Here is a 20,736-nt window from a genome sequence, read left to right as displayed (position 1 = left end):
GCACTTCACGATGTCTAAGACGTCCGGTTCGCGTATCGGTTGTCACGAATTCGCAACAGCGCGGTGAGCCATGCGTGACCTCTCCGGTGCCGCCCCCGTCGGCGCGAAGTCGCAGCGGCAGGTGAGAATGGGCGCATGACGGACGCAGAGCAGATCACCTTCCCCAGGCAGCACGCGCGCACCCAGCGCTTCACCCTGGGCGCACCACGCGCCTTCACCCCGGCGCCGGACGGAAGCCGGATCGCCCTGCTGCGCACCAAGACGGGTGCGGACTCGGCGACGTGCCTGTGGACGGCGGACCCGGGCACCGGCGCGCTGACCCTGATAGCCGACCCGGTGGAACTGCTCAGCGGCGGCGGAGCGGAGCAGCTGACCGAGGCCGAGCAGGCCCGGCGCGAGCGCTCCCGGCAGGGCGCGGCCGGCATCGTGGACTACTCGGCGGACGCGGCGGTGACCGTCGCGGTCTTCGCGCTCTCCGGCCGGCTGTTCGCGGCCGACCTCGCCAAGGGCGGCGTGCGCGAACTGCCCGCGCAGGGCCCGGTGGTGGACCCGCGGATCGACCCGGACGGCCGAGCGGTGGCCTACCTGTCCGGCGGCTCGCTGCGGGTGATCGGCGCGGACGGAACCGGGGACCGCGCGCTGGCCGAGCCGGACGGTCCGGAGCCGGAGAACGTGGCGTACGGCGCCGCCGACTTCATCGGGGCCGAGGAGTTCCACCGCTTCCGCGGCCACTGGTGGGCGCCGGACGGCGGCTCGCTGCTCGTCGCCCGGGTGGACGAATCGCCGGTGCCGGTCCAGTACATCTCCGACCCGGCCAACCCGACCCGGCCGCCGCGCGCGGTGCGCTACCCGGCCGCGGGCGTCGCCAACGCCATCGTCGACCTCTACCTCATCGGGCTCGGCGGCGAGCGGCGCAAGGTCGAGTGGGACCGCGAGGGCTTCGAGTACGTGGCGGCCGTCAGCTGGAACGAGCACGGCCCGGCGCTGGTCGCGGTGCTGAACCGGGACCAGCGCACCGGCCTGGTGCTCGCGGTCGGGGCGGACGGCTCGACCTCGGTCGCCGCCGAGGAGCACGACCCGGTCTGGGTCGAGTTCTTCCCGGGCGCGCCGGTCTGGGCACCCCCGAGCGGCCCCGAGGGCGCGGCCCGGCTGGTCCGGATCGCGCCGCGCGGCGAGTCGCACCGGCTGCTGCTGGACGAGCAGGCGGTGACGCCGGAGGGCGTGCAGGTGCGCTCGCTGCTGTCCGCCGGGCCCGAGTACGGCTTCGTCACCGCCTCGATGGACGATCCGACGCGGGTGCACGTGCTGCGCGTGGCCTGGGCGGACGGCGCGATGAAGCGGCTCAACGGCTTCTCCGGGGTCAGCTCGGCCGCGATCGGCGGCAGCCTCGCGGTGATCACCACGGCGACGCTGGAGGAGCCGCACGGCAGGAGCGCGGTGGCCGACGTCTCCGGCGAGCAGCCGCAGAAGCTGGCGGTGATCGAGTCGGTGGCCGAGCGGCCGGTGCTCACCGCCCGGCCGATCGAGCTGGTGCTCGGCGAGCGGGAGCTGCGCGGCGCGCTGCTGTTCCCGGCCAGCCACAAGCCGGGCAGCAAGCTCCCGGTGCTGCTCGACCCGTACGGCGGCCCGGGCGCCCAGCGCGTGCTCGGCGCCCAGAACGTCTACCTGACCTCGCAGTGGCTGGCCGACCAGGGCTTCGCGGTGCTGGTGGTCGACGGCCGCGGCACGCCGGGCCGCGGGCCGGCGTGGGAGCGCTCGATCCGCGACGACTTCGCCGGGGCCACCCTCGACGACCAGATCGACGCGCTGCACGCCGCGGCCGCCCGGTATCCGGACCTCGACCTGGACCGGGTGGCCATCCGCGGCTGGTCCTACGGCGGCTACCTCGCGGCGCTCGCCGTGCTCAAGCGGCCGGACGTCTTCCACGCGGCCGTGGTCGGCGCCCCGGTCACCGACTGGCGGCTCTACGACACCGCGTACACCGAGCTCTACCTCGGCCACCCGGACGAGCAGCCGGAGGTCTACCGGGCCAACTCGCTCTTCCCCGAGGCCGGCGAGGGCGCGTGGCAGTGGGCCGAACCGCACCGGCCGATGCTGCTGATCCACGGCCTCGCCGACGACAACGTCGTGATGGCGCACACCCTGCGGCTGTCTTCGGCGCTGCTCGCCGCCGGCCGGGCGCACCAGGTGCTGCCGCTGTCCGGCGTCACGCACATGACGCCGCAGGAGGTCGTCGCGGAGAACCTGCTGAAACTGCAGATGCAGTTCCTGCAGGACGCGCTCGGCCGGTGATCCGGGCCGCGGTGTGACGGTCGGCGCATGGCGGCCGTTGCGTCCCGGCCGGGCGGACTCGGGCTCCGACCCGGCCGGGACGAACGGCGTCGCCCGCCGCGCTCCGGCGACAGCGCGCCGCGGGCGGGCCCGGGCGAGGACGGACGCCCGGGCCCTTCCGGTGAGTCCTCAGGCGGTCTTGGCGTGCACGGTCCGCCACAGCCCCGGATACGTCGAGCGGACCGCGCGGTCGATGACCTCGACCACCGCGGCCAGCGGCGGCAGCGCGCGGCCGGCCGCCGGCGGCGTCGCCCAGACCACGCCGGCCCGGCCGGTGTGCCCGGGCGTGGGCAGCGGCACGTAGTCGAGCCGCTCGGGACCGCCCAGCACGCTCAGGTCGAGCCCGGCCCGCTGCCAGCGGGCGAAGTCCGCCTCGGCCTCCTCCAGCGCCTCCGGACCGATGCCGAGGTCGACCAGGAACGTGATCCTGCCGTGCCCGTCCACCGCCGGACCCTCCATCGCCGAGCGCTTGGAGAGCTGCTCCAGCGCCGCGACGCCGACCAGCGCCGGGGCCCGCACCGCGCCGAGGCGGCAGGCGCCGGGGACCGGGCGGCCGAGCACCGCCAGGACCGGCGCCTCCGTGCACATCCGCCACACGACGCGCACCAGCGTGGGCGTCGCGCAGGAGGCGAGCCGCCAGGCCCCGGGCACCGGGTGCGCGCCGTAATCCGGGCACTGCTTCGCGCCGCAGTCGCAGATCTCACCGTCCACCGCGTAGCCGGGGGCCAGGGGCCAGCCGAGCCGCTCCGCGTAGCCGATGGCCGCCTGCGCCGCGGGCCCGGGGACTTCCGCGGCGTGGTGGCCGTCCGTCCGTCCCCATCCGCCCGTCGAGCGCACGATGCGGCCGTTCGCGCCTCGCTGGGTGTCTGTCATCACCGGTATGTGTCCTCTCCCCGAACTCGATCGTCCCGCGGGCCGTCCGCCGCCGCGGCCCGAGTCGCTGCGTGGGTGGTGGCGGAGGTTCCGCGTGTCACTACAGAGTGAAACGATCCGGACACGGTTCTGCGAGGCCTGGCGACCGGACTTCTAGCGGACAGGTCCGGTCACCCGGGTACGGGTTAACCTGACCAGGTGACCAGCGACACGGCAGCGGACCCCGTCACCGCGCGGACCGGGGGCATCCTGTTCGTCCACGCGCATCCGGACGACGAATCCATCAACAACGGCGCCACGATGGCGAAGTACGCCGCGCAGGGCACGCGCATCACCCTCGTCACCTGCACCCGCGGCGAACTCGGCGAGATCATCCCGCCGCGCTTCGCGCACCTGGCCGCCGACCGCGAGGGCCGGCTCGGCGAGCACCGGGAGGCGGAGCTCGCGGCGGCGATGAAGGAACTCGGCGTCGACGACCACCGCTTCCTCGGCGAGCCGGGCGAGTACCGCGACTCCGGGATGATGGGCACCGAGGGCAACGAGCTGCCCGAGTCCTTCTGGCGCGCCGACGTGGACGAGGCGGCCGGACGGCTCGCGGACGTCATCCGGGAGGTCAGGCCGCGGATCGTGGTCACCTACAACGAGATCGGCGGCTACGGCCACCCCGACCACATCCAGGCGCACCGGGTCGCGCTGCGCGCGGTGGACCTCGTCGAGGGCACCGAGCACGCCGTGGACCGCGTGTACTTCAACCTGATGCCCCGCTCGGTGATGGCCGCCGCGCTCGACTCGCTGCGCGCAGCCGGGGACGGCACCGAGTTCTCCGTGCCGGCCTCCGTGCAGGACGTCGCCGTGGTCGTCGAGGACGACTCGCTGGTCTCCGCTGCCGTCGCCGCGGAGGAGTTCGCCCAGGCCAAGGCGGCGGCGATGCGCGCGCACGCCACCCAGATCACCGTCGACGAGCCCTTCTACGCGCTGTCCGACAACGTCGGCATGGCCGTTCTCGGCACCGAGTACTACCGCCAGGCGCGCGGCGACCTGCCGGACCCGGGCGCGCCCGTGCGCACGGACCTGTTCGCCGGGCTGGCGGGATAACCGGGAGAATGTCTGCCGTGACCACGCCGCCCGACACCAAGCCCGCCGCCGCGCCCACCGCGGCCGGCCGCGCCACCCGGATCGCGCTCTCGGTGCTGCTCCTCGCCGCGGGCCTCGCGGTGGGCACCGTCGGCGCCTTCTACCACCGCGCCGAGTTCACCACCGGCACGATCTCCTGGCCGAACGGCCTGCTGCTGAGCCTCGGCGGCCTCGTCGGCCTGCTGCTCGGCCTGGGCGAGCTGCTCCCCGTCGTGCCCACCCGCCGCGAGGTCCCCGCGCGCCTGCCCGGCGTCGCCTTCGCGGCGGCGGGCTGGGTGATCGCCGTGATCTGGCTGTCCTACATCGGGCCGCCCTTCAGCTTCGCCAACAAGGGCGACGTCATCCTCGCCAACGACTGGATCTCGATGGCGTTCCTGATCGTCGGCATGGCCCTGGCCACGTTCTTCCTCTACCGCGCGTGGATCGCCTCGCTGGACGCGAAGCTCGCCAGGGCCCGCGGCTGACGCCGTCCCCCCGGCCCGGCCGGGCTATCCCGGCTATCCGCCGACCGCGGCAAGGCTCTTACTCGCGGTCGCCCTGGGTGCCTGGCTCGAATCCGCATGCCAGGCCCTGATCCGGACATCAAGGGCCTCACCCGTCAGGGTGAATTCATCCGCAAGCTCCCTGCGTACGCACGGGACTACCCGCTGTAGTGGGGGAAAGCGCCACGGGGCGTTCGCCGGTCACAGTATGGTGATCGGCGAAATACTGTCCGTCAGCGGAGCGGAAGGCCGGACCGGCGTAGTGACCGACGCATTCCCAGACCCCAGCGAGCCCACCGACCTGCTCGAGTTCCCCCCGCTGCCGCAGCAGCCGGGGCGGAGCGGCGACGGGGGGCCGCGGCACGGGCAGCGGCCGCCTCAGCAGGGCCCTGATTCCAATGGCGGCAGGCCGGCCGGCGACGCGGGCGAGCAGCCGGACTCAGGACCGATCCGCGTCGTGCCCGAGGCCGAGGCCACCGCGCGGATCCGGATCATGCTGCCGACGCAGCCGCCGACGCCGTCCACCGCGCTGCGCCCGCAGCACTCGTGGGAGGACACGCACGCCGCGGACGAGCCGGCCGTCGAGGCCTTCGCGCGGGTCGCCGCGTCCCCCGCCTCGCCGAGCACGCTGCCTTCGCAGCTGGCCGCGATGACGCTGGCCACCATGGTCATCCCGCTGCCGCCGTCGGTGCGCCCGGGCTCCGGCCTGCTCACCACGACGCTGCCGCCGGACCAGGCCGCGCAGGCCAACGCCGCGCAGATCGGCGACGCGTTCCGGGACACCATCGAGGAGATCTTCGGCGTCGACCTCGAGACCGTCGACCCGGCGGAGCTCGGCCTGCCGCCGCGCCCGGCCGCCGCGAGCGCGGCCCCTGACCTCGAGTCCGGATACGCCGCGGCCTACGGCGCCGAGGACGACGACGCGTACGGGGGCTACGACGCCGACGTCTCGGGCACCTACGCGCTGCCGGCCGACCCCGAGTCCGGCTTCCGGGCCGAGGAGCTGGCCGAGCAGGCCTTCCCGCCGATCCCGGCGGCGCCCCCGATGCCGTTCCCGCGCCCGGTTCCGGCCGAGGTGTTCGGCGGCCCGTACGGCGTGCCGACCGCGCGCGCCCCGTTCGGCGGCGTGCCGGAGCCGGCCGACCCCTTCGGCCACCAGCGCGGCATCGCCGATCCGCAGCGGCACGCGCTCGCGCTGCGCTACCTCGGCGGCATCTTCCACGACTCCAGCGGCGAATCCTCGTTCCTGGACCCGGACGAGATCGACCAGGGCTGGATCCCGTCGGCCTTCGGCGCCGTCCCGCCGGACGCGCCGACCGAGCAGATCGCGCGGATCACCGCCGAGCTGCCGACGCCGGGCTACGCCGCGCCGGCCCCCGCCGTGCCGGACCGCTCCGCGTCCGCGCCGACGACCGTGCTGCCCGCCATCACCCCGACCACCGTGCTGCCCGCGGTCGCGTCCGCCGACCCGGTCGATCCGGCCCACGGCCGCTCCGGCGCACGCCGCGCCGCCCGGCAGGCGCCGTATCAGGGCGGTGACAGCGCCGCGGCGAAACCCGCGCAGCCCGGGGCGCAGCCGAGGCCCGCGCAGCCGAAGCCCGCGCAGGCCAAGCCGCAGCCCACGACTCCTCAGCCGCAGACTCCTCAGTCCAAGACGCCGCGCCCGAAGTCCCAGCACACTAAGGCCCACTCGGCCGGGCAGGCGAAGACCGGGCAGGGCAAGCGCGGCAAGACGCTGACCCTCGTCGGGCTCGTCGTCGCCGGCTTCGCGATGCTCTACGGCATCGCGCTGCTGGTCGCCGGAGGCGTGCTGGACGGGAAGATCCCGGCAGGCGTGAGCGTGGACGGCGTGAACATCGGCGGCATGAGCCAGGACGCCGCGCGCAACGCCATCGCCACGCAGCTCGGCCCGATCTCCACCCGGCCGGTCCAGCTGATGGTCGGCCAGACGCCCGTCACCATCGACCCGGCGAAGTCGGGGCTGTCCCTGGACGTCGTGCAGACCGTCGCGGCCGCCGAGGCCGAGCACACCGATCCGTTCTCCGTCATCCCGGCGCTGTTCGGCGTGCACCACGCCGTCGACCCGGTGATCGCCGTGGACCAGTCCGCGCTCACCGCCGCGCTGGACAAGCTCGCGGCGACTTACGACAGTCCGCTCGTCGAGGGCGAGATCACCTTCACCAACGGCCAGCCGGTCGTCACGGATCCGAAGGAGGGCCGCGGTTTCGACGTCGCGGCGGCCGTCAACGCGGTGAAATCCGGCTACCTGCGGATCACCCCGATCGAGCTGCCCGTCAACGCGCAGACCCCCAGGGCCACGGCCGACGGACTGCAGAGCGCACTCGAGCAGATCGCGCGTCCGGCCGTGAGCGCGCCGATCACGATCGTCACCGGCAGCGTCAGCACGACGCTGACGCCGACTCAGATCGGCAACGCGCTCACCATCGAGCCGAACCAGAGCGGCACGATGGTCCCGATCCTCGACGGCACCATGCTGCGCGCCGACCTCAACCCGGCCGCGCTCGCCACCGAGCGGCAGGGCACGAACGCCTCGTTCACCGTGATCAGCGGCCAACCGCAGTTGATCGCAGAGAAGGACGGCGTCGGGTACTCGCCGCAGGCCCTCGCCTCGGCCGTCGCGGGCGTGCTGACCAGCGCCTCCCCGCGCTCGGTGACCCTGCAGCAAGGTCCGCTGCCTCCGTCCTTCACCACGGCGCAGGCGCAGGCCCTCGGCGTGCAGGCGGTCCTCGGCAGCGCCACGATCGCGATTCCCGCCGCGACCGACCGGGACGTCGACACGACGCACGCCACGTCGCTGATCATGGGCACGATCGTGCAGCCCGGCGAGGTGTGGTCCTTCAACAAGACGGTCGGCGCGCCGACCAAGGCGAACGGCTACACCGAGCCGGCGGGCACCTCGTCGACCGACGGCGTGGACGAATCCGGCGCCGACGACATGGTCGCCACCGCCGTGTTCGACGCCGCCTTCCACTCCGGCATGGGCGACACCGTGCATCACCCCAACGCCGCCTACTTCAGCCGCTACCCGGTCGGCCTCGACGCCGCGGTCGTCTACCCGGGCACCGACCTGCAGTGGACGAACAGCGGCAGCCACCCGGTGTACGTCTACGCGAGCTACGCGAACGGCTCACTGACCGTCGCACTGCTCGGCCAGTCCTCGTACGACCAGGTCAGCGTCTCGGTCTCCGGCCAGCAGAGCGTCGTGAGCCCGAGCGCGAGCCCGCACTACGGCTGCCCGGCCGAGCCCGCCTCGAACGGCTTCCAGGTCGTCGTGACCCGGGTGCTCACCCGCGGCGGAGCGCAGGTCGGCACCGAGCAGTTCCACGTCAGCTACCAGCCCTTCGAGGGGACCACCTGCGGCGCCACCTCGACGCAGAGCCCGGCCGTCGGCGCCGGCTCGTCCGGCAAGAACGGCTCGGCGGGCTCCACGACGGCGTCCACCTCCCGCTCGAGCGGCGGTGGCGGCGGTTCCGGCGGCGGCGGCACCACCCCGGCGCCGAACAGCTCGTCCGCGGCCCCGACCAGCAGCAGCGGCGTACTCGGAGGACTGCTCCATTAGAAGCGGCATGACACTTGTCATGCCGGTGTCACGACTACGCACACTGATGCGGAGCAGCCGGTTCCCGGTTAGCTTGTCGTAGCGTTCCCGGCCCGGGGTACGGGCTCACGGGGGGACGCACGTCGAGTGACTGGGGATGAGACAAGGATGAGCAACGAGAGGCTCGTCGGAGACCCGGAGGTACCCGCGGTCTCCTTCGAGCAGGTCTCCAAGCATTACGGCCCGGTGCAGGCGGTGCGCGAGCTGAGCCTGCAGCTGCCGCAGGGCCGCGCGATCGCCTTCCTCGGCCCGAACGGGGCGGGCAAGTCGACCTCCATGGAGATCCTGCTGGGGCTCAAGCACGCGTCCAGCGGCCGGGTGGAGGTCTTCGGCAAGCCGCCGCGGCAGGCCATGACGGCCGGGCACGTCGGCGCGATGCTGCAGTCCGGCGGGCTGCCCGCCGACGTGACGGTGCGTGAGCTGCTCACGCTGATGACGAAGCTGCACCCGAAGCCGCTGAGGGTGGACGAGGTGCTGCTGCGCGCGAACATCGCCGACCTGGCCGACCGGCGCGCCGGGAAGCTGTCCGGCGGGCAGACCCAGCGGGTCCGCTTCGCCATCGCGATCGCCGGGGACAGCGACCTGATCGTGCTGGACGAGCCGACCACCGGCATGGACGTGGAGAACCGGCACATCTTCTGGAACTCCATGAAGGACGAGGCGGAGCGCGGCAAGACCGTGCTGTTCGCCACGCACTACCTGGAGGAGGCGGACCAGATCGCCGACCAGGTGGTCGTCATCAACAAGGGGCGGCTGCTGGCCAACGGCTCGGTCTCCGACATCAAGGCGATGGCCGGCTTCCAGAGGATCGCCTTCCGGCTGCCCGGCGTCACCCGCGAGCAGCTGCTGAACCTGCCGCACGTGGTCTCGCTCGACGTGCTGCACGACCACGTCCAGATCCAGACCTCGGATTCGGACAAGACCTTCTACGCCCTGCTCGACCAGGGTCTGCGCCCGATGGAGATCGAGATCAGCGCGCTCGGCCTGGAGCAGGCCTTCGTGGCGATCACCGAGCGGGACAACGGGGACGCCGTCGAGACGACCGAAACGGAGGACGCCCGATGAGCGGCGTGATGGCACTCGGCCGGCTGGAGATCGTCAGGTCGCTGCGCAACCGGCGGGTGATGTTCTTCACCATCCTGTACCCGGCGATGCTCTTCCTGCTCAGCGCGAGCAGCGTCAAGGGGAAGAACGTGCCGGGCACGGACATCCCGTACGTGGACTACTTCCTGGTGGCCTACGCCTCCTTCGGCGTGATCGCCGCGTCGTTGAACAACAACGCGATGCGCATCTCGCAGGAGCGCAAGGAGGGCTGGATCCGGCAGCTGCGGCTGACGGCGCTGCCCAGCTACGGCTACGTGGTCAGCAAGATCGCCGCCTCGCTGCTCGTGGTGATCCCGGCGATCGTCGTCACCTTCCTGCTCGGCACCACGCAGGGCGTGAAGCTGAGCGGCGAGGAGTGGGTCTCCGCCTTCCTGGTGATCTGGCTCGGCTCGCTGGCCTTCACCGCGCTCGGCATCGCGATCGGCTACGGCGTGCCGCAGGACGCGGTGCAGCCGGCCACGCTGATCATCTACGTCGCCGGCTCCTTCCTCGGCGGCCAGTTCTTCGCGGTCTCCGGCACGCTGGAGACGATCGGCAAGGCGCTGCCCACCTACTGGGTGCGCGAGATCGCCACCCAGGTGATCTCGGGCCAGCCGATCAGCTGGGGAGGCGTGGCGATCCTGGCCGCGTGGGTCGTCGGCTGCGCGATCTTGGCCGCGGTCATGTACCAGAAGCGCGCCGAGGACTGACCGGACCGCCATGACTCAGCACGACACCGGTGAGAACGTTCGCGACATCCCGTTCGATCCCGGCAGGAATCGGGCGGGATGGGTGTTCGCCGCGATCTGGCTGATCTACCTGGCCGACCCGCTCTCCCGGCTGTTCGACCACCGCGATCACCCGCACACGGACGTGGCCGTCGCCGTCACGCTCGTGTGCGTCGCGGTCTTCTCGGCCGCGTACGTGGCGGTGAACCTGATCGTCCGCCAGGAAGCCGCCGTGCTGCCGTCCGGCGAGTACGGCGACCGGCGCAAGCTCGGGCTGATCGGAGTGCTCGCTGCCGTCGCGACGGTGCTCCCGCCGACCGTGGATCCGGAGTGGGTGGTGCTGTGGATCTACGTGGCGAGCGCCTGCGGCGGCGCGCTCCCGCTGCGCAAGCCGCCATCCCCGGCGCTGCTCGGCGGGCTCGCCGCGACGATCGCGATGGCCGTGGAGTCCGCGGCCCTGGGCGTTCCCACCAGCTCATGGCTGCTCCTGCTGCTGCCGTGCCTCTTCTCCTGCCTCGGCGTCATCGCGGTACGCGGCATGCGGAACCTGATCAGGCAGCTGCAGCAGGCGCGCGCGGAGGTGGCGCGGCTGGCGGCCAGCGAGGAACGGCTGCGGATGGCGCGCGACCTGCACGACCTGGCCGGGCACTCGCTGGCCACGATCACGCTCAAGGCGGAGCTCGCGCGCAAACTGCTGCGGGTGGACGTGGACCGCAGCGAGCAGCAGATCCTCGACCTCGAACACGTCTCCCGCGAGGCGTTGGCCGACATCCGCGAGGCGGTCTCCGGCTACCGCCGCGCGACGCTCGCCGTGGAGGCGTCCTCCGCCCGCACGGCCCTGCGCGCCGCCGGCATCAAGCCCGACATCGACCCGTCGATCGCCGCGCGGTCCGGCACCGCCGACCCCGACGCGGAGTCGGCGCTCGCCTGGTGCCTGCGCGAGGCCGTCACGAACGTGGTCCGGCACTCCGGCGCCCGCACCTGCCGGGTCCGGCTGATCGACGCCCGCGTGGACGGCGAGCCCTCGCTGACGCTGGAAGTCCTCGACGACGGCCCCGTCACCCCCGCCGACGCGACCGCGTCCGCCGGAAACGGCCTCACCGGCCTGCGCGAACGGCTGCTCGCCATCTCCCCGGACGCCGCGCTCACCGCCTGTCCGGTGAGTCCGTGCGGATACCGCCTCACCGCGACGGTGCCGATTAGGCTCGGTCCGTGACCAGACTGCTGCTCGCCGAAGACCAGGCGATGATCCGCGAGGCCCTGGCGACGCTGCTGGACCTCGAACCGGACCTCGAGGTCGTCGCGACGGTCGGCCGCGGGGACGAGGTGCTCGACGCGCTCGCCGCGGCGAAGGCGGCGGGCACCGAGGTGGACGTGGCGCTGCTCGACATCGAGATGCCCGGCATGGACGGCATCTGCGCGGCCGAGCGGGCGCACGCCGCCTACCCCGGCCTGCGCATCGTGATCCTCACCACGTTCGGAAGACCGGGCTTCCTGCGCCGCGCAATGGAGGCCGGCGCCAGCGCCTTCCTGGTCAAGGACGCCCCGGCCGCGCAGCTGGCCGACGCGATCCGCCGGGTGGTCGCGGGCGAGCGGGTGATCGACCCGGACCTGGCCGCCGCCGCCCTGGCCGACGGCGTCAACCCCCTGACGAGCCGGGAGCGCGATGTGCTCGCCGCCTCCGCCGGCGGCGCCACCAACGCGGAGATCGCCGCGAAGCTGTTCCTGTCCGAGGGCACCGTGCGCAACTACCTCTCGGCCTGCATCCAGAAGACCGGCACCCGCAACCGCACCGAGGCGCTGACCCTGGCCCGCGCGAAGGGCTGGCTGTAGGCGTGCTCTCGGCTTGGGGGGCCGGCCGTCATCCGCGAAAAAGGTCTGCCGTGACCGGCGTATTTGGTTAGGCTCGAAGGCCGCGGCACCGCGTACCGCTAACGGCTGATCCGGGCCGCGCCGGTTCGCCGAGTGACGGAGCATCGGAGCATGGCGGCGATTGAGGCCGAGGGCCTGGTGAAGACGTACGGCTCGGGGGAGAAGACGGTCCGCGCGCTCGACGGCGTCGATCTCGAGGTCCCCGAGGGCACCGTGCTCGGCCTGCTCGGGCCGAACGGCGCCGGGAAGACCACCGCCGTGCGCGTGCTGACCACGCTGCTCACCCCCGACTCCGGCCGGGCCAGCGTGCTCGGCCTGGACGTGCTGCGCGAGCCGCAGCGGGTCCGCGAGCGGATCGGGCTCTCCGGCCAGTACGCGGCCGTGGACGAGAACCTGACGGGCCGGGAGAACCTGGTGATGGTCGGGCGGCTCTACCACCTCGGCAAGAAGGACGCGCAGCGCCGGGCGGCGGCCCTGCTGGAGCAGTTCGCACTCGTCGACGCCGCCGACCGTCCCACGAAGACGTACTCGGGCGGCATGCGCCGCCGCCTCGACCTCGCCGCCGCGCTCGTCGTCCGCCCGCCGGTGATGTTCCTCGACGAGCCGACCACCGGCCTCGACCCGCGCACCCGCATCGCGATGTGGGACGTCATCGCCGACCTCGTCGCGGGCGGCGCCACGCTGCTGCTCACGACCCAGTACCTGGAGGAGGCCGACCGCCTCGCCGACTCCATCGCCGTCGTCGACCACGGCAAGGTCATCGCCCGCGGCACCGCCGACGAGCTCAAGACCCAGGTCGGCGGCGAACGCCTGCAACTCGTCGTGCACGACCGCGACCGCCTCGACGACGCGGCCCGCATCCTGGCCCGCCTCGCCCTCGCCGAGCCGACCGTGGACCGCCGCACCCGCGAACTGCTCGCCCCGATCGAAGGCGGCGCGAAACTGCTGGTCGAGACGGTGCGCGAGCTGGACAACGCGGGCATCGCCGTCGACGACCTCGCGCTGCGCAGGCCCACCCTCGACGACGTGTTCCTCACCCTGACCGGCAAGGCCGCCGAGCCCACGGCGAACGAGGAGGCGGACCGATGACCGCGACCGCGCACCAGGAAGCCGCCCGGATGACGGTGAACGAGGAGGCGGGCCGATGACCGCGACCGCGCACCAGGAAGCCGCCCGGACGACCGCGAAGGAGGAGGCGGCACCATGACCGCGGACACCGAGACCTTCACATCCGGGCCCTCGTCCCCGTCCCCGTCCTCCGGCCCCGGAGCCCGCCACGTGCCCGGACTGACCGGCGCGTTCTACGACGGCTGGGTCGTCACCCTGCGCAATCTGCGCCGGATGACCCGCATCCCCGAGATGGTCGTCTTCGCCACCATCCAGCCGATCATGTTCGTGCTGCTGTTCGCCTTCGTCTTCGGCGGCGCGATCCCCGTCTCCGGCGGCGGCACGCACGCCTACCGCGAGTACCTGCTGCCCGGGATCTTCGTCCAGACCCTCGCCTTCACCACCGGCACGACGGCCGTCGGCCTGGCCGACGACCTGCACAAGGGCCTCGTCGACCGCTTCCGCTCGCTGCCGATGGCCAGATCGGCGGTGCTGCTCGGGCGCACCGTCGCCGACTGGATCCAGAACCTGTTCGTCCTCGCGATCATGGCCCTGTGCGGCCTCGCCGTGGGCTGGCGCATCCACAACGGCTTCTGGAAGGCGCTCGCCGCGTTCCTGCTGGTGATGATCTTCGCCTACGCGATGAGCTGGATCGGCGCCGTCATCGGCCTGTCCGTCAGCACCCCCGAGACGGCGAACACGGCCGGCTTCATCTGGCTCTTCCCGGTCACGTTCGTCTCGAACGCCTTCGTGCCCACGTCCTCGCTGCCCGGCTGGCTGCAGCCCATCGCCGAGTGGAACCCCATCTCGTCGACGGTGCTGGCGCTGCGCGAGCTGTTCGGCAACCCCACCGGCTACGCCCCCGGCCAGGTCCCCGACGTGCTCCCGATGCAGTACCCCGGCTGGGTCTCCCTCGGCTGGTCGGCACTGATCCTGGCCTTCTTCGTCCCGCTCGCCGTCCGGAAGTACCGTTCGGTGAGCGCTTAAGTCAGCGGCCGCTCTCAACCACGCGCCCCGCTCTCCTCAACCGGGAGCGGGGCGCGGGTACGAGACGGCAGGTGAGCCGGGACGGACCGAACGGCCTGGTCAGCCGGTGTACGGCTCCGCCGACAGGAGCTTCACCGAGATCGACTTGCCGTTGGGCAGCTCGTAGCTGGCGCTCTCGCCGACCTTGTGGCCGTTGATCGCGGAGCCGAGCGGGGACTGCGGGGAGTAGACCTCGATGTCGGTGGCCGCGGACTCGCGGGAGCCGAGGAGGAATTCCAGCGTGTCGTCCTCGTCGCCGTCGAAGGCGATCTTCACGACCATGCCGGGCGCGGCGGTGCCGGAGGCGGTGGTCGGCGGGGTGCCGACCTGGGCCTTCTCCAGCATCTGGGCGAGCTGCAGGGCCCGCGCGTGCATCTTGCCCTGCTCCTCCTTGGCGGCGTGGTAGCCGCCGTTCTCGCGCAGGTCGCCCTCTTCGCGCGCGGCCTCGATCTTCTTGGCGATCTCGACCTTGTACGGACCCTGGAGATAGTCCAGTTCGGCCTTCAGCCGGTCATACGCTTCCTGGGTAAGCCAGGTGACGTTGTCACTGGTCTGGGTCACGATGCTCCTCGTAGGGTCGGATGATGCCTTCGCTCGGCGGGTCCGTACACACCGGTACCCGCCGAAACTACGAGGCTAGCAAGCTTCGCCGACATTTTCCTAGAAGAGGTGGTCCGCACGGGCGGGCCACGGCGGCCGAACGCTTCAGGAAACGGCCGTGCAGCTCGACACCACGGCGGTGTTCGGCGTTCCGGTGGTGTTCACCGTGTACACCATGTCCTCCTGGGCGCGCCCGCTGGGCACCACGACGTTCGCCGAGCCGATGACCGAGCCCTTGACGTCCTCGGCCTCGATCGTGCACTCGACACGCTGGTCGGCGGACTTGTTGACCTGGAAGGTCACGTTGATCGAGGTGCCGTTGACGTTGTACGAGATGACCTCGGCCTGGATCTGCGGGTTCGCCTCGTTCCAGGCGATGTAGCCGACCACGCCGCACAGGACCGCGAGGCCGACCAGTGCGAGGGTGATCTTGCGTGTGCGGGACATGCCGCGCTTGACGCCGTAACGCTCGGCGAAGGCCGGATCGCTGTAACTGAGCCCGGGCGCGTCGGTCGGGCGCGCGGATTCGGGCTGGTCGTGGATGGAGTTGTCGGACATTTACCGCCCCTTGGCTGTGCTGGGAAGTTTCTGCGGCCGGCCCGTGCTCTTGGTAAGGGCAGCGGAGGGGAAGGCGCGTTGTTGTTTCGCGGTTATCCCCGGCCGTCCGCCACTATAGAGACTCCGCGAGTGGAGTTAAGTGTCAGGTGCGAGGGAGCAGGGACCGGTGGAGGACAAGCTGCGGCTGATGGCGGTGCACGCCCACCCGGACGACGAGTCGTCCAAGGGCGCCGCGACCATGGCCAGATATGTCGCCGAGGGCGCCGAGGTGCTGGTGGTCACCTGCACCGGCGGCGAGCGGGGGGACGTGCTCAACCCGCGGCTGAAGGGCGACGCGGAGATCGAGCGCAACATCCACGAGGTGCGCAAGGCGGAGATGGACCGGGCCCGGGAGATCCTGGGCGTTACGCAGGCGTGGCTGGGATTCGTCGACTCCGGGCTCCCGGAGGGCGACCCGCTGCCGCCGCTGCCGGAGGGCTGCTTCGCCCTGGAGAAGGTCGAGACCGCGGCCGAGCCGCTGGTCAAGCTGATGCGCGAGTTCCGGCCGCACGTGGTCACCACGTACGACGAGAACGGCGGCTACCCCCATCCGGACCACATCCAGTGCCACCGGATCAGCGTGGAGGCCTTCGACGCGGCCGGCGATCCGGACCGCTACCCGGAGGCGGGCGCGCCGTGGCAGCCGCTGAAGCTGTATTACAACCAGACTTTTACCAAGGCGCGCATCCTCGCGCTGCACGCCGCGATGCTGGAGCGCACCGGCAGCTCCCCGTACGAGGGCTGGATCCAGCGCTTCAACAGCGAGGACGGCCAGCAGCGCCCGGAGCGCGAGATCACCACCCGCGTGCCCTGCGGCGAGTACTTCGAACTGCGCGACCAGGCCCTGCTGGCGCACGCCACGCAGGTGGACCCGGACGGCCCGTGGTTCTCGGTGCCGATGGAGATCCAGCGCGAGGTGTGGCCGACCGAGGACTTCGAGCTCGCCCGCAGCCTGGTGGACACGACGATCCCGGAGGACGACCTGTTCGCCGGCGTCCGCTGAGCGGCGGAGGGCGCTGACCGCTGAGGTGTGGGCCCGCCGAGCCGGGGCGTCCGGTGGGCGGCGGAGCGCGCTGCGCCGAAGAACCGGCCCGCCGAGCCGGGGCGTCCGCTGAGCAGGGTAGGGCGCTGATCGCCGAGCAGCCGGCCCGCCGAGCCGGGGTGTCCGCTCAGCGGGGCAGCGCGCTGATCGGGGGCCGCGGCGGGCTCCGGGCCGGCCGCGGCCGGTCCCCGAGCTGTTGCCGAGCTGAAACCGGCGGTGGCGTTTCGGTCAGCCCGAGCGGCTACGATGTCCCGCATGAAGATCCTGGTCACCGGCGGAGCCGGATTCATCGGTTCCGAGTACGTCCGCGCGCTTCTGACCGAACGTCTGCCCGGCTCGGCCGGCGCGGGCGACACCGTGACGGTGTATGACAAGCTGACGTACTCGGGCAACCCGGCCAACCTGGACCCGGTCCGCTCGCACCCGGGATTCTCCTTCGTGCAGGGCGACATCCTCGACGCGGCGCTGCTCGACGAGGTGCTGCCCGGCCACGACGCGATCGTGCACTTCGCCGCCGAGTCGCATGTGGACCGCTCGATCACCGGCGCCGCGGACTTCGTGACCACCAACGTGCTCGGCACGCAGACGCTGCTGGACGCCGCGCGCCGCCACCGGATCGGCCGCTTCCTGCACGTGTCCACCGACGAGGTCTACGGCTCGATCGACGAGGGCTCGTGGACCGAGACGTGGCCGCTGCAGCCGAACTCGCCGTATTCGGCGGCGAAGGCCGGCTCGGACCTGCTCGTGCTGGCCGCGCACCGGACGCACCACTTCGACGCCGTGGTGACGCGCTGCTCGAACAACTACGGGCACTACCACTTCCCCGAGAAGATGATCCCGCTGTTCATCACGAACCTGATGGACGGCAAGCACGTCCCGCTCTACGGCGACGGCGGCAACGTGCGCGACTGGCTGCACGTCTCGGACCACGTGCGCGGCATCCACCTGGCGCTGACCAAGGGCCGGGCCGGCGAGGTCTACAACATCGGCGGCGGCACCGAGGTCACCAACAAGGAGCTGACCGAGATGCTGCTCAGCGCGACCGGCCGGGACTGGTCCTACGTGGACTACGTCGAGGACCGCAAGGGCCACGACCGCCGCTACTCGCTGGACATCGGCAAGATCTCGGACGAGCTCGGCTACACGCCGCAGGTTCGCTTCGAGGACGGACTCGCGGCGACCGTGCAGTGGTACCAGGAGAACCGCACCTGGTGGGAGCCGCTCAAGGAGAAGGCCGCGCTGTGAGCTCCTCCGCGCACAACGACGCACGCTGGCTGGTCGTCGGCGCGCGGGGCATGCTCGGACAGGACCTCGGCGCGCTGCTCGCTGCCGAGGGCGTCGAGCACACCGCGCTGAGCCGCGCCGAGCTGGACCTGACGGACCCCGAGGCGGTCAAGGCCGCGGTGTCCGGGTACGACGTGGTGGCCAACGCCGCCGCGTGGACGGACGTGGACGGCGCCGAGACGAACGAGGCCGCGGCCAGCGCGATCAACGGCGCCGCGGTGCGCAACCTCGCCGCCGCGTGCTCGGACTCGGGCGCCCTGCTGCTGCACGTCTCCACCGACTACGTCTTCCCCGGCGACGCCGCCGAGCCGATCGCCGAGGACGCGCCGACCGCCCCGATCAACGCCTACGGCCGCAGCAAGCTGATCGGCGAGCAGGCGGTGCTGGAGCTGCTGCCGGAGCGCGGGTACGTGGTGCGGACCGCGTGGCTGTACGGCAAGCACGGCAAGAACTTCGTGGCCACGATCCTGAACGCGGCCGGCCAGCGCGAGTTCCTCGACGTGGTGGACGACCAGCAGGGCCAGCCGACCTCGACCCGGGCGCTCGCCCGGCAGCTGCTCGCCCTCGGGAGCGCCGCGCACGCCGGCCGGGCCCCGGCCGGGATCTACCACGGCACCTGCTCGGGGCGGACCACCTGGTTCGGCCTGGCCCGCGCCGCCTTCGAGCTGACCGGGCTGGACCCGGAGCGGGTGCGGCCGACCACCAGCGACAAGTTCGTCCGGCCCGCACCCCGCCCGGCGTTCAGCGTGCTGGGCCACGATCGCTGGGCCGCCGCCGGGCTCGAGCCGATGCCGGACTGGCGCGAGGCGCTCGGCGAGTACCTGACTTCTGCGGCAGAGGCCTGAGAAAGGCGCGGACCGATGGCCGAATCCACCCCCGGCCCGGCCGAGGGGACGCCGAGCATCGACGTGATGATGCCGTACTACGGCGACGTCGCGCTGATGCAGGCCGCCGTGCGCAGCGTGCTCGCGCAGACCGATCCGGACTGGCACCTCACCGTCGTCGACGACGGCGCCGCGGCCGGCGTGCCGGAGTGGTTCGCGCAGCTCGGCGACCCGCGGGTGACCTACCTGCGCAACGAGGTGAACCTCGGGATCTCAGCCAACTTCCAGAAGTGCCTGGAGCTGGCCACCCGCGACCGCCTGGTCATCATGGGCTGCGACGACCTGCTGCTGCCGAACTACATCGCCGCCGTGCGCGCGCTGGCGACGGCGCATCCGAAGATCGGCCTGGTGCAGCCGGGCGTGCGCGTCATCGACGAGACCGGGGCGCCGACCTCGAGCCTGGTGGACACGATCAAGCGGCGGCGCTACGCCCCGAAGGAGCTGCTGCACGGCGGCGGACCGGTCGTACTCGAGGGCGAGGCGCTGGCACTGAGCCTGCTGCGCGGCAACTGGCTCTACTTCCCGTCGCTGTGCTGGCGCACCGACGCGATCCAGGCCACCACCGGCTTCCGCGAGGATCTGCGCGTGGTCCAGGACCTGGCCGTGATCCTGCAACTGGTGGCGGCCGGCGAGTCGCTGGTCGCGGACCACGCGGAAGCCTTCGAATACCGCAGGCACGCGCAGAGCGAGTCCTCGCGCGCCGCGGTGGACGGCTCGCGCTTCGACGAGTCGCGCCGCTTCTTCACCGAGACGGCGCGCCGGATGGACGAGATCGGCTGGCATCGGGCCGCGCTGGTCTCCCGGCGGCACCGCTCCACCCGGCTACACGCCCTGACCCTCGCCCCGACCGCCCTGCGTCAGCGCGACGCCGCGGCCTTCCGCCGGCTCGTCCGCTACGCCGCCTCCACCAAGTGAGCCCTCGTCCGCGGCGGATCCGTCCTCCGCGGTGAGGGCGGCCAGCCGCCGGGCGGCGTCGGCGTCCGGCGGGATCGCGTCCCGGATCGCCATCGCCCGGGCCAGCCGGGTCAGCCGCTTCTCGGTGTCCTTGAAGCGCAGGTAGGTGTTCAGCGCGAAGAAGCCGAAGATGACGGTCAGCATGTAGAGCAGCAGGTCGGTGCCGCGGCCGACGCCGACGCGGTTGGCCAGCCAGGTCATCACGTCCGGCTTGAGCACCGCGAGCACGCCGAAGGCGCAGAACAGCAGGAAGCCTATGCGCTTGAACGCCTGCAGCCGCGCGGTCTGCGACCGCCGCAGGAACAGGACGAACAGCAGCACCGCGGCCAGGATCAGCAGGGCCTGGATCAACACGGCGATCAGCCTCTCCGGCGTAGGGCGAGGTCGAACATGATGTTCACCCCGTTCAGCAGGGACTGCCCCTTGGACATCGAGTACTCGGTGTACTTGATGGTGACCGGCACCTCGCGCACCCGGAAGCTCGAGCGGGACAGGAAATCCACCAGCTCCGAGGCGTGCGCCATGCCCGCCTGGGTGATGTCCACCTTCTCCGCCACCGCGCGGTTGAACGCGCGCAGGCCGTTGTGCGTGTCCGTCAGGCCGAGCCGGCGCGAGGAGCCGCTGAGCGCGGCGATGGTCCGCAGCACGAGCTTCTTCAGCGGCGGCACCTCGTGCGTCGACTCGAGGAAGCGCGAGCCGAGCACGACGTCGGCCTCCTTGGTGCGCAGCACCCCGATCATCGCCTCGACGTCCTCGACCTGGTGCTGGCCGTCGGCGTCGAAGGTGACGAAGTACTCGGCGCGCGGCTGCGCGAGCGCGTAGCTCAGGCCGGTCTGCAGCGCCGCGCCCTGGCCGAGGTTGATCGGATGGCGCAGCAGATGCGCGCCGCTGCCGAGGATGCGCACGGCCGAGCCGTCCCTGCTGCCGTCGTCGACGCAGACCACGTTCGGGAATGTCCGCAGCACGTGGGCGAGCACGTCCGCGATCACCGTCTCCTCGTTGAAGACGGGAATCACCAACCATACGTCCTGAAAGTCCTGCACCCGTCAACCCTGCGATCGGAGAGGTGCGCGCCGCCCGGAAGGAGGCGCGGAACACGATTGCGCCGATCCTAACAGGG

The 20,736-nt window shown here is 72.1% G+C and carries 19 protein-coding genes; 14 read left to right on the top strand and 5 right to left on the bottom strand.

Annotation, left to right across the window (positions count from 1 at the left end; all coding sequences use genetic code 11):
- The first annotated feature begins 135 nt into the window (after nucleotides 1-135).
- A complete protein-coding gene (locus tag KDK95_RS13780) occupies nucleotides 136-2,292 on the top strand; it encodes a S9 family peptidase (RefSeq protein WP_212518530.1) in 2,157 nt (718 codons plus the stop codon).
- Nucleotides 2,293-2,460: 168 nt separating this feature from the next.
- Here KDK95_RS13780 and KDK95_RS13775 read toward each other — a convergent pair whose 3' ends face one another.
- Nucleotides 2,461-3,204, bottom strand: coding sequence for a bifunctional DNA primase/polymerase (locus tag KDK95_RS13775; protein WP_212518529.1), 744 nt, complete (start codon nucleotides 3,202-3,204; stop codon nucleotides 2,461-2,463).
- A gap of 198 nt (nucleotides 3,205-3,402) precedes the next feature.
- On the opposite strand from KDK95_RS13775, the gene mshB reads away from it, so the two are divergent.
- The 9 genes from mshB to KDK95_RS13730 all read left to right on the top strand — a co-directional run bounded on the left by mshB (nucleotide 3,403) and on the right by KDK95_RS13730 (nucleotide 14,216).
- Nucleotides 3,403-4,299 carry an N-acetyl-1-D-myo-inositol-2-amino-2-deoxy-alpha-D-glucopyranoside deacetylase gene (gene mshB / locus KDK95_RS13770; protein ID WP_307844343.1) on the top strand — a complete coding sequence of 299 codons (897 nt, stop codon included), beginning with the start codon at nucleotides 3,403-3,405 and terminating at the stop codon, nucleotides 4,297-4,299.
- A 17-nt stretch (nucleotides 4,300-4,316) separates the two neighbouring features.
- Complete coding sequence (locus KDK95_RS13765; protein ID WP_212518528.1) at nucleotides 4,317-4,802, top strand: DUF6113 family protein; 486 nt, start codon at nucleotides 4,317-4,319, stop codon at nucleotides 4,800-4,802.
- 280 nt (nucleotides 4,803-5,082) lie between these two features.
- Complete coding sequence (locus KDK95_RS37410; RefSeq protein WP_212518527.1) at nucleotides 5,083-8,400, top strand: VanW family protein; 3,318 nt, start codon at nucleotides 5,083-5,085, stop codon at nucleotides 8,398-8,400.
- Nucleotides 8,401-8,547: 147 nt separating this feature from the next.
- Nucleotides 8,548-9,504: an ABC transporter ATP-binding protein gene (locus KDK95_RS13755; protein WP_212518526.1), complete on the top strand. Its 957-nt coding sequence runs from the start codon at nucleotides 8,548-8,550 to the stop codon at nucleotides 9,502-9,504.
- Entirely contained in the window at nucleotides 9,501-10,232 is a 732-nt protein-coding gene (locus tag KDK95_RS13750) for an ABC transporter permease (protein ID WP_212518525.1), read from the top strand. The genes KDK95_RS13755 and KDK95_RS13750 overlap by 4 nt, the downstream gene beginning before the upstream one ends.
- Nucleotides 10,233-10,242: 10 nt before the next feature.
- On the top strand, nucleotides 10,243-11,466 hold the full coding sequence (locus KDK95_RS13745) for a sensor histidine kinase (RefSeq protein WP_212518524.1): 1,224 nt from the start codon (nucleotides 10,243-10,245) through the stop codon (nucleotides 11,464-11,466).
- Nucleotides 11,463-12,083 (top strand): response regulator transcription factor, encoded by a 621-nt coding sequence (locus tag KDK95_RS13740; protein ID WP_307844342.1) that lies wholly within the window; start codon nucleotides 11,463-11,465, stop codon nucleotides 12,081-12,083. The genes KDK95_RS13745 and KDK95_RS13740 overlap by 4 nt, the downstream gene beginning before the upstream one ends.
- Before the next feature lie 150 nt (nucleotides 12,084-12,233).
- The gene (locus KDK95_RS13735) at nucleotides 12,234-13,211 is read left to right on the top strand and encodes an ATP-binding cassette domain-containing protein (protein ID WP_212518523.1); all 978 of its coding nucleotides are present in this window, start codon (nucleotides 12,234-12,236) and stop codon (nucleotides 13,209-13,211) included.
- 114 nt (nucleotides 13,212-13,325) lie between these two features.
- Nucleotides 13,326-14,216 (top strand): ABC transporter permease, encoded by an 891-nt coding sequence (locus KDK95_RS13730; protein ID WP_212518522.1) that lies wholly within the window; start codon nucleotides 13,326-13,328, stop codon nucleotides 14,214-14,216.
- Nucleotides 14,217-14,315: 99 nt separating this feature from the next.
- Here KDK95_RS13730 and greA read toward each other — a convergent pair whose 3' ends face one another.
- Both greA and KDK95_RS13720 read right to left on the bottom strand, forming a co-directional pair.
- Nucleotides 14,316-14,816 (bottom strand): transcription elongation factor GreA, encoded by a 501-nt coding sequence (gene greA, locus KDK95_RS13725; RefSeq protein ID WP_212518521.1) that lies wholly within the window; start codon nucleotides 14,814-14,816, stop codon nucleotides 14,316-14,318.
- A 144-nt stretch (nucleotides 14,817-14,960) separates the two neighbouring features.
- Nucleotides 14,961-15,413, bottom strand: a complete 453-nt coding sequence (locus KDK95_RS13720; protein ID WP_212518520.1) for a DUF4307 domain-containing protein — start codon at nucleotides 15,411-15,413, stop codon at nucleotides 14,961-14,963.
- A gap of 166 nt (nucleotides 15,414-15,579) precedes the next feature.
- Between KDK95_RS13720 and mca the strand changes: the two genes are divergently transcribed.
- The 4 genes from mca to KDK95_RS13700 all read left to right on the top strand — a co-directional run bounded on the left by mca (nucleotide 15,580) and on the right by KDK95_RS13700 (nucleotide 19,577).
- On the top strand, nucleotides 15,580-16,455 hold the full coding sequence (mca, locus tag KDK95_RS13715; RefSeq protein WP_212518519.1) for a mycothiol conjugate amidase Mca: 876 nt from the start codon (nucleotides 15,580-15,582) through the stop codon (nucleotides 16,453-16,455).
- Between the two features lie 294 nt (nucleotides 16,456-16,749).
- A complete protein-coding gene (gene rfbB, locus KDK95_RS13710) occupies nucleotides 16,750-17,739 on the top strand; it encodes a dTDP-glucose 4,6-dehydratase (RefSeq protein ID WP_212518518.1) in 990 nt (329 codons plus the stop codon).
- The gene (gene rfbD / locus KDK95_RS13705) at nucleotides 17,736-18,623 is read left to right on the top strand and encodes a dTDP-4-dehydrorhamnose reductase (protein WP_307844341.1); all 888 of its coding nucleotides are present in this window, start codon (nucleotides 17,736-17,738) and stop codon (nucleotides 18,621-18,623) included. The genes rfbB and rfbD overlap by 4 nt, the downstream gene beginning before the upstream one ends.
- 15 nt (nucleotides 18,624-18,638) lie before the next feature.
- Nucleotides 18,639-19,577 carry a glycosyltransferase family 2 protein gene (locus tag KDK95_RS13700; RefSeq protein WP_212518517.1) on the top strand — a complete coding sequence of 313 codons (939 nt, stop codon included), beginning with the start codon at nucleotides 18,639-18,641 and terminating at the stop codon, nucleotides 19,575-19,577.
- Here the strand turns inward: KDK95_RS13700 and KDK95_RS13695 are convergent.
- Together KDK95_RS13695 and KDK95_RS13690 are read right to left on the bottom strand one after the other, a co-directional pair.
- Nucleotides 19,485-19,970, bottom strand: coding sequence for a DUF2304 domain-containing protein (locus KDK95_RS13695; protein ID WP_212518516.1), 486 nt, complete (start codon nucleotides 19,968-19,970; stop codon nucleotides 19,485-19,487). The two genes, KDK95_RS13700 and KDK95_RS13695, sit on opposite strands and share 93 nt — an antisense overlap.
- Before the next feature lie 5 nt (nucleotides 19,971-19,975).
- Nucleotides 19,976-20,635 carry a glycosyltransferase family 2 protein gene (locus KDK95_RS13690; RefSeq protein ID WP_249161163.1) on the bottom strand — a complete coding sequence of 220 codons (660 nt, stop codon included), beginning with the start codon at nucleotides 20,633-20,635 and terminating at the stop codon, nucleotides 19,976-19,978.
- Nucleotides 20,636-20,736: the final 101 nt, after the last annotated feature.

Origin of the sequence: Actinospica acidithermotolerans, assembly GCF_018139625.1 — a bacterium.
Classification (GTDB): domain Bacteria; phylum Actinomycetota; class Actinomycetes; order Streptomycetales; family Catenulisporaceae; genus Actinospica; species Actinospica acidithermotolerans.
Note: the sequence above shows the minus strand (reverse complement) of the source record. Positions and strands in the feature narration are given on the sequence as shown.

Excerpts from the sequence above, each read along its gene's own strand:
- rfbB (WP_212518518.1), top strand. The coding sequence starts at position 16,750 with ATGAAGATCCTGGTCACCGGCGGAGCCGGATTCATCGGTTCCGAGTAC.
- KDK95_RS13755 (WP_212518526.1), top strand. The coding sequence starts at position 8,548 with ATGAGCAACGAGAGGCTCGTCGGAGACCCGGAGGTACCCGCGGTCTCC.
- KDK95_RS13750 (WP_212518525.1), top strand. The coding sequence starts at position 9,501 with ATGAGCGGCGTGATGGCACTCGGCCGGCTGGAGATCGTCAGGTCGCTG.
- KDK95_RS13700 (WP_212518517.1), top strand. The coding sequence starts at position 18,639 with ATGGCCGAATCCACCCCCGGCCCGGCCGAGGGGACGCCGAGCATCGAC.
- KDK95_RS13730 (WP_212518522.1), top strand. The coding sequence starts at position 13,326 with ATGACCGCGGACACCGAGACCTTCACATCCGGGCCCTCGTCCCCGTCC.
- KDK95_RS13775 (WP_212518529.1), bottom strand. The coding sequence starts at position 3,204 with ATGACAGACACCCAGCGAGGCGCGAACGGCCGCATCGTGCGCTCGACG.
- KDK95_RS13735 (WP_212518523.1), top strand. The coding sequence starts at position 12,234 with ATGGCGGCGATTGAGGCCGAGGGCCTGGTGAAGACGTACGGCTCGGGG.
- KDK95_RS13780 (WP_212518530.1), top strand. The coding sequence starts at position 136 with ATGACGGACGCAGAGCAGATCACCTTCCCCAGGCAGCACGCGCGCACC.
- KDK95_RS13720 (WP_212518520.1), bottom strand. The coding sequence starts at position 15,413 with ATGTCCGACAACTCCATCCACGACCAGCCCGAATCCGCGCGCCCGACC.
- KDK95_RS13745 (WP_212518524.1), top strand. The coding sequence starts at position 10,243 with ATGACTCAGCACGACACCGGTGAGAACGTTCGCGACATCCCGTTCGAT.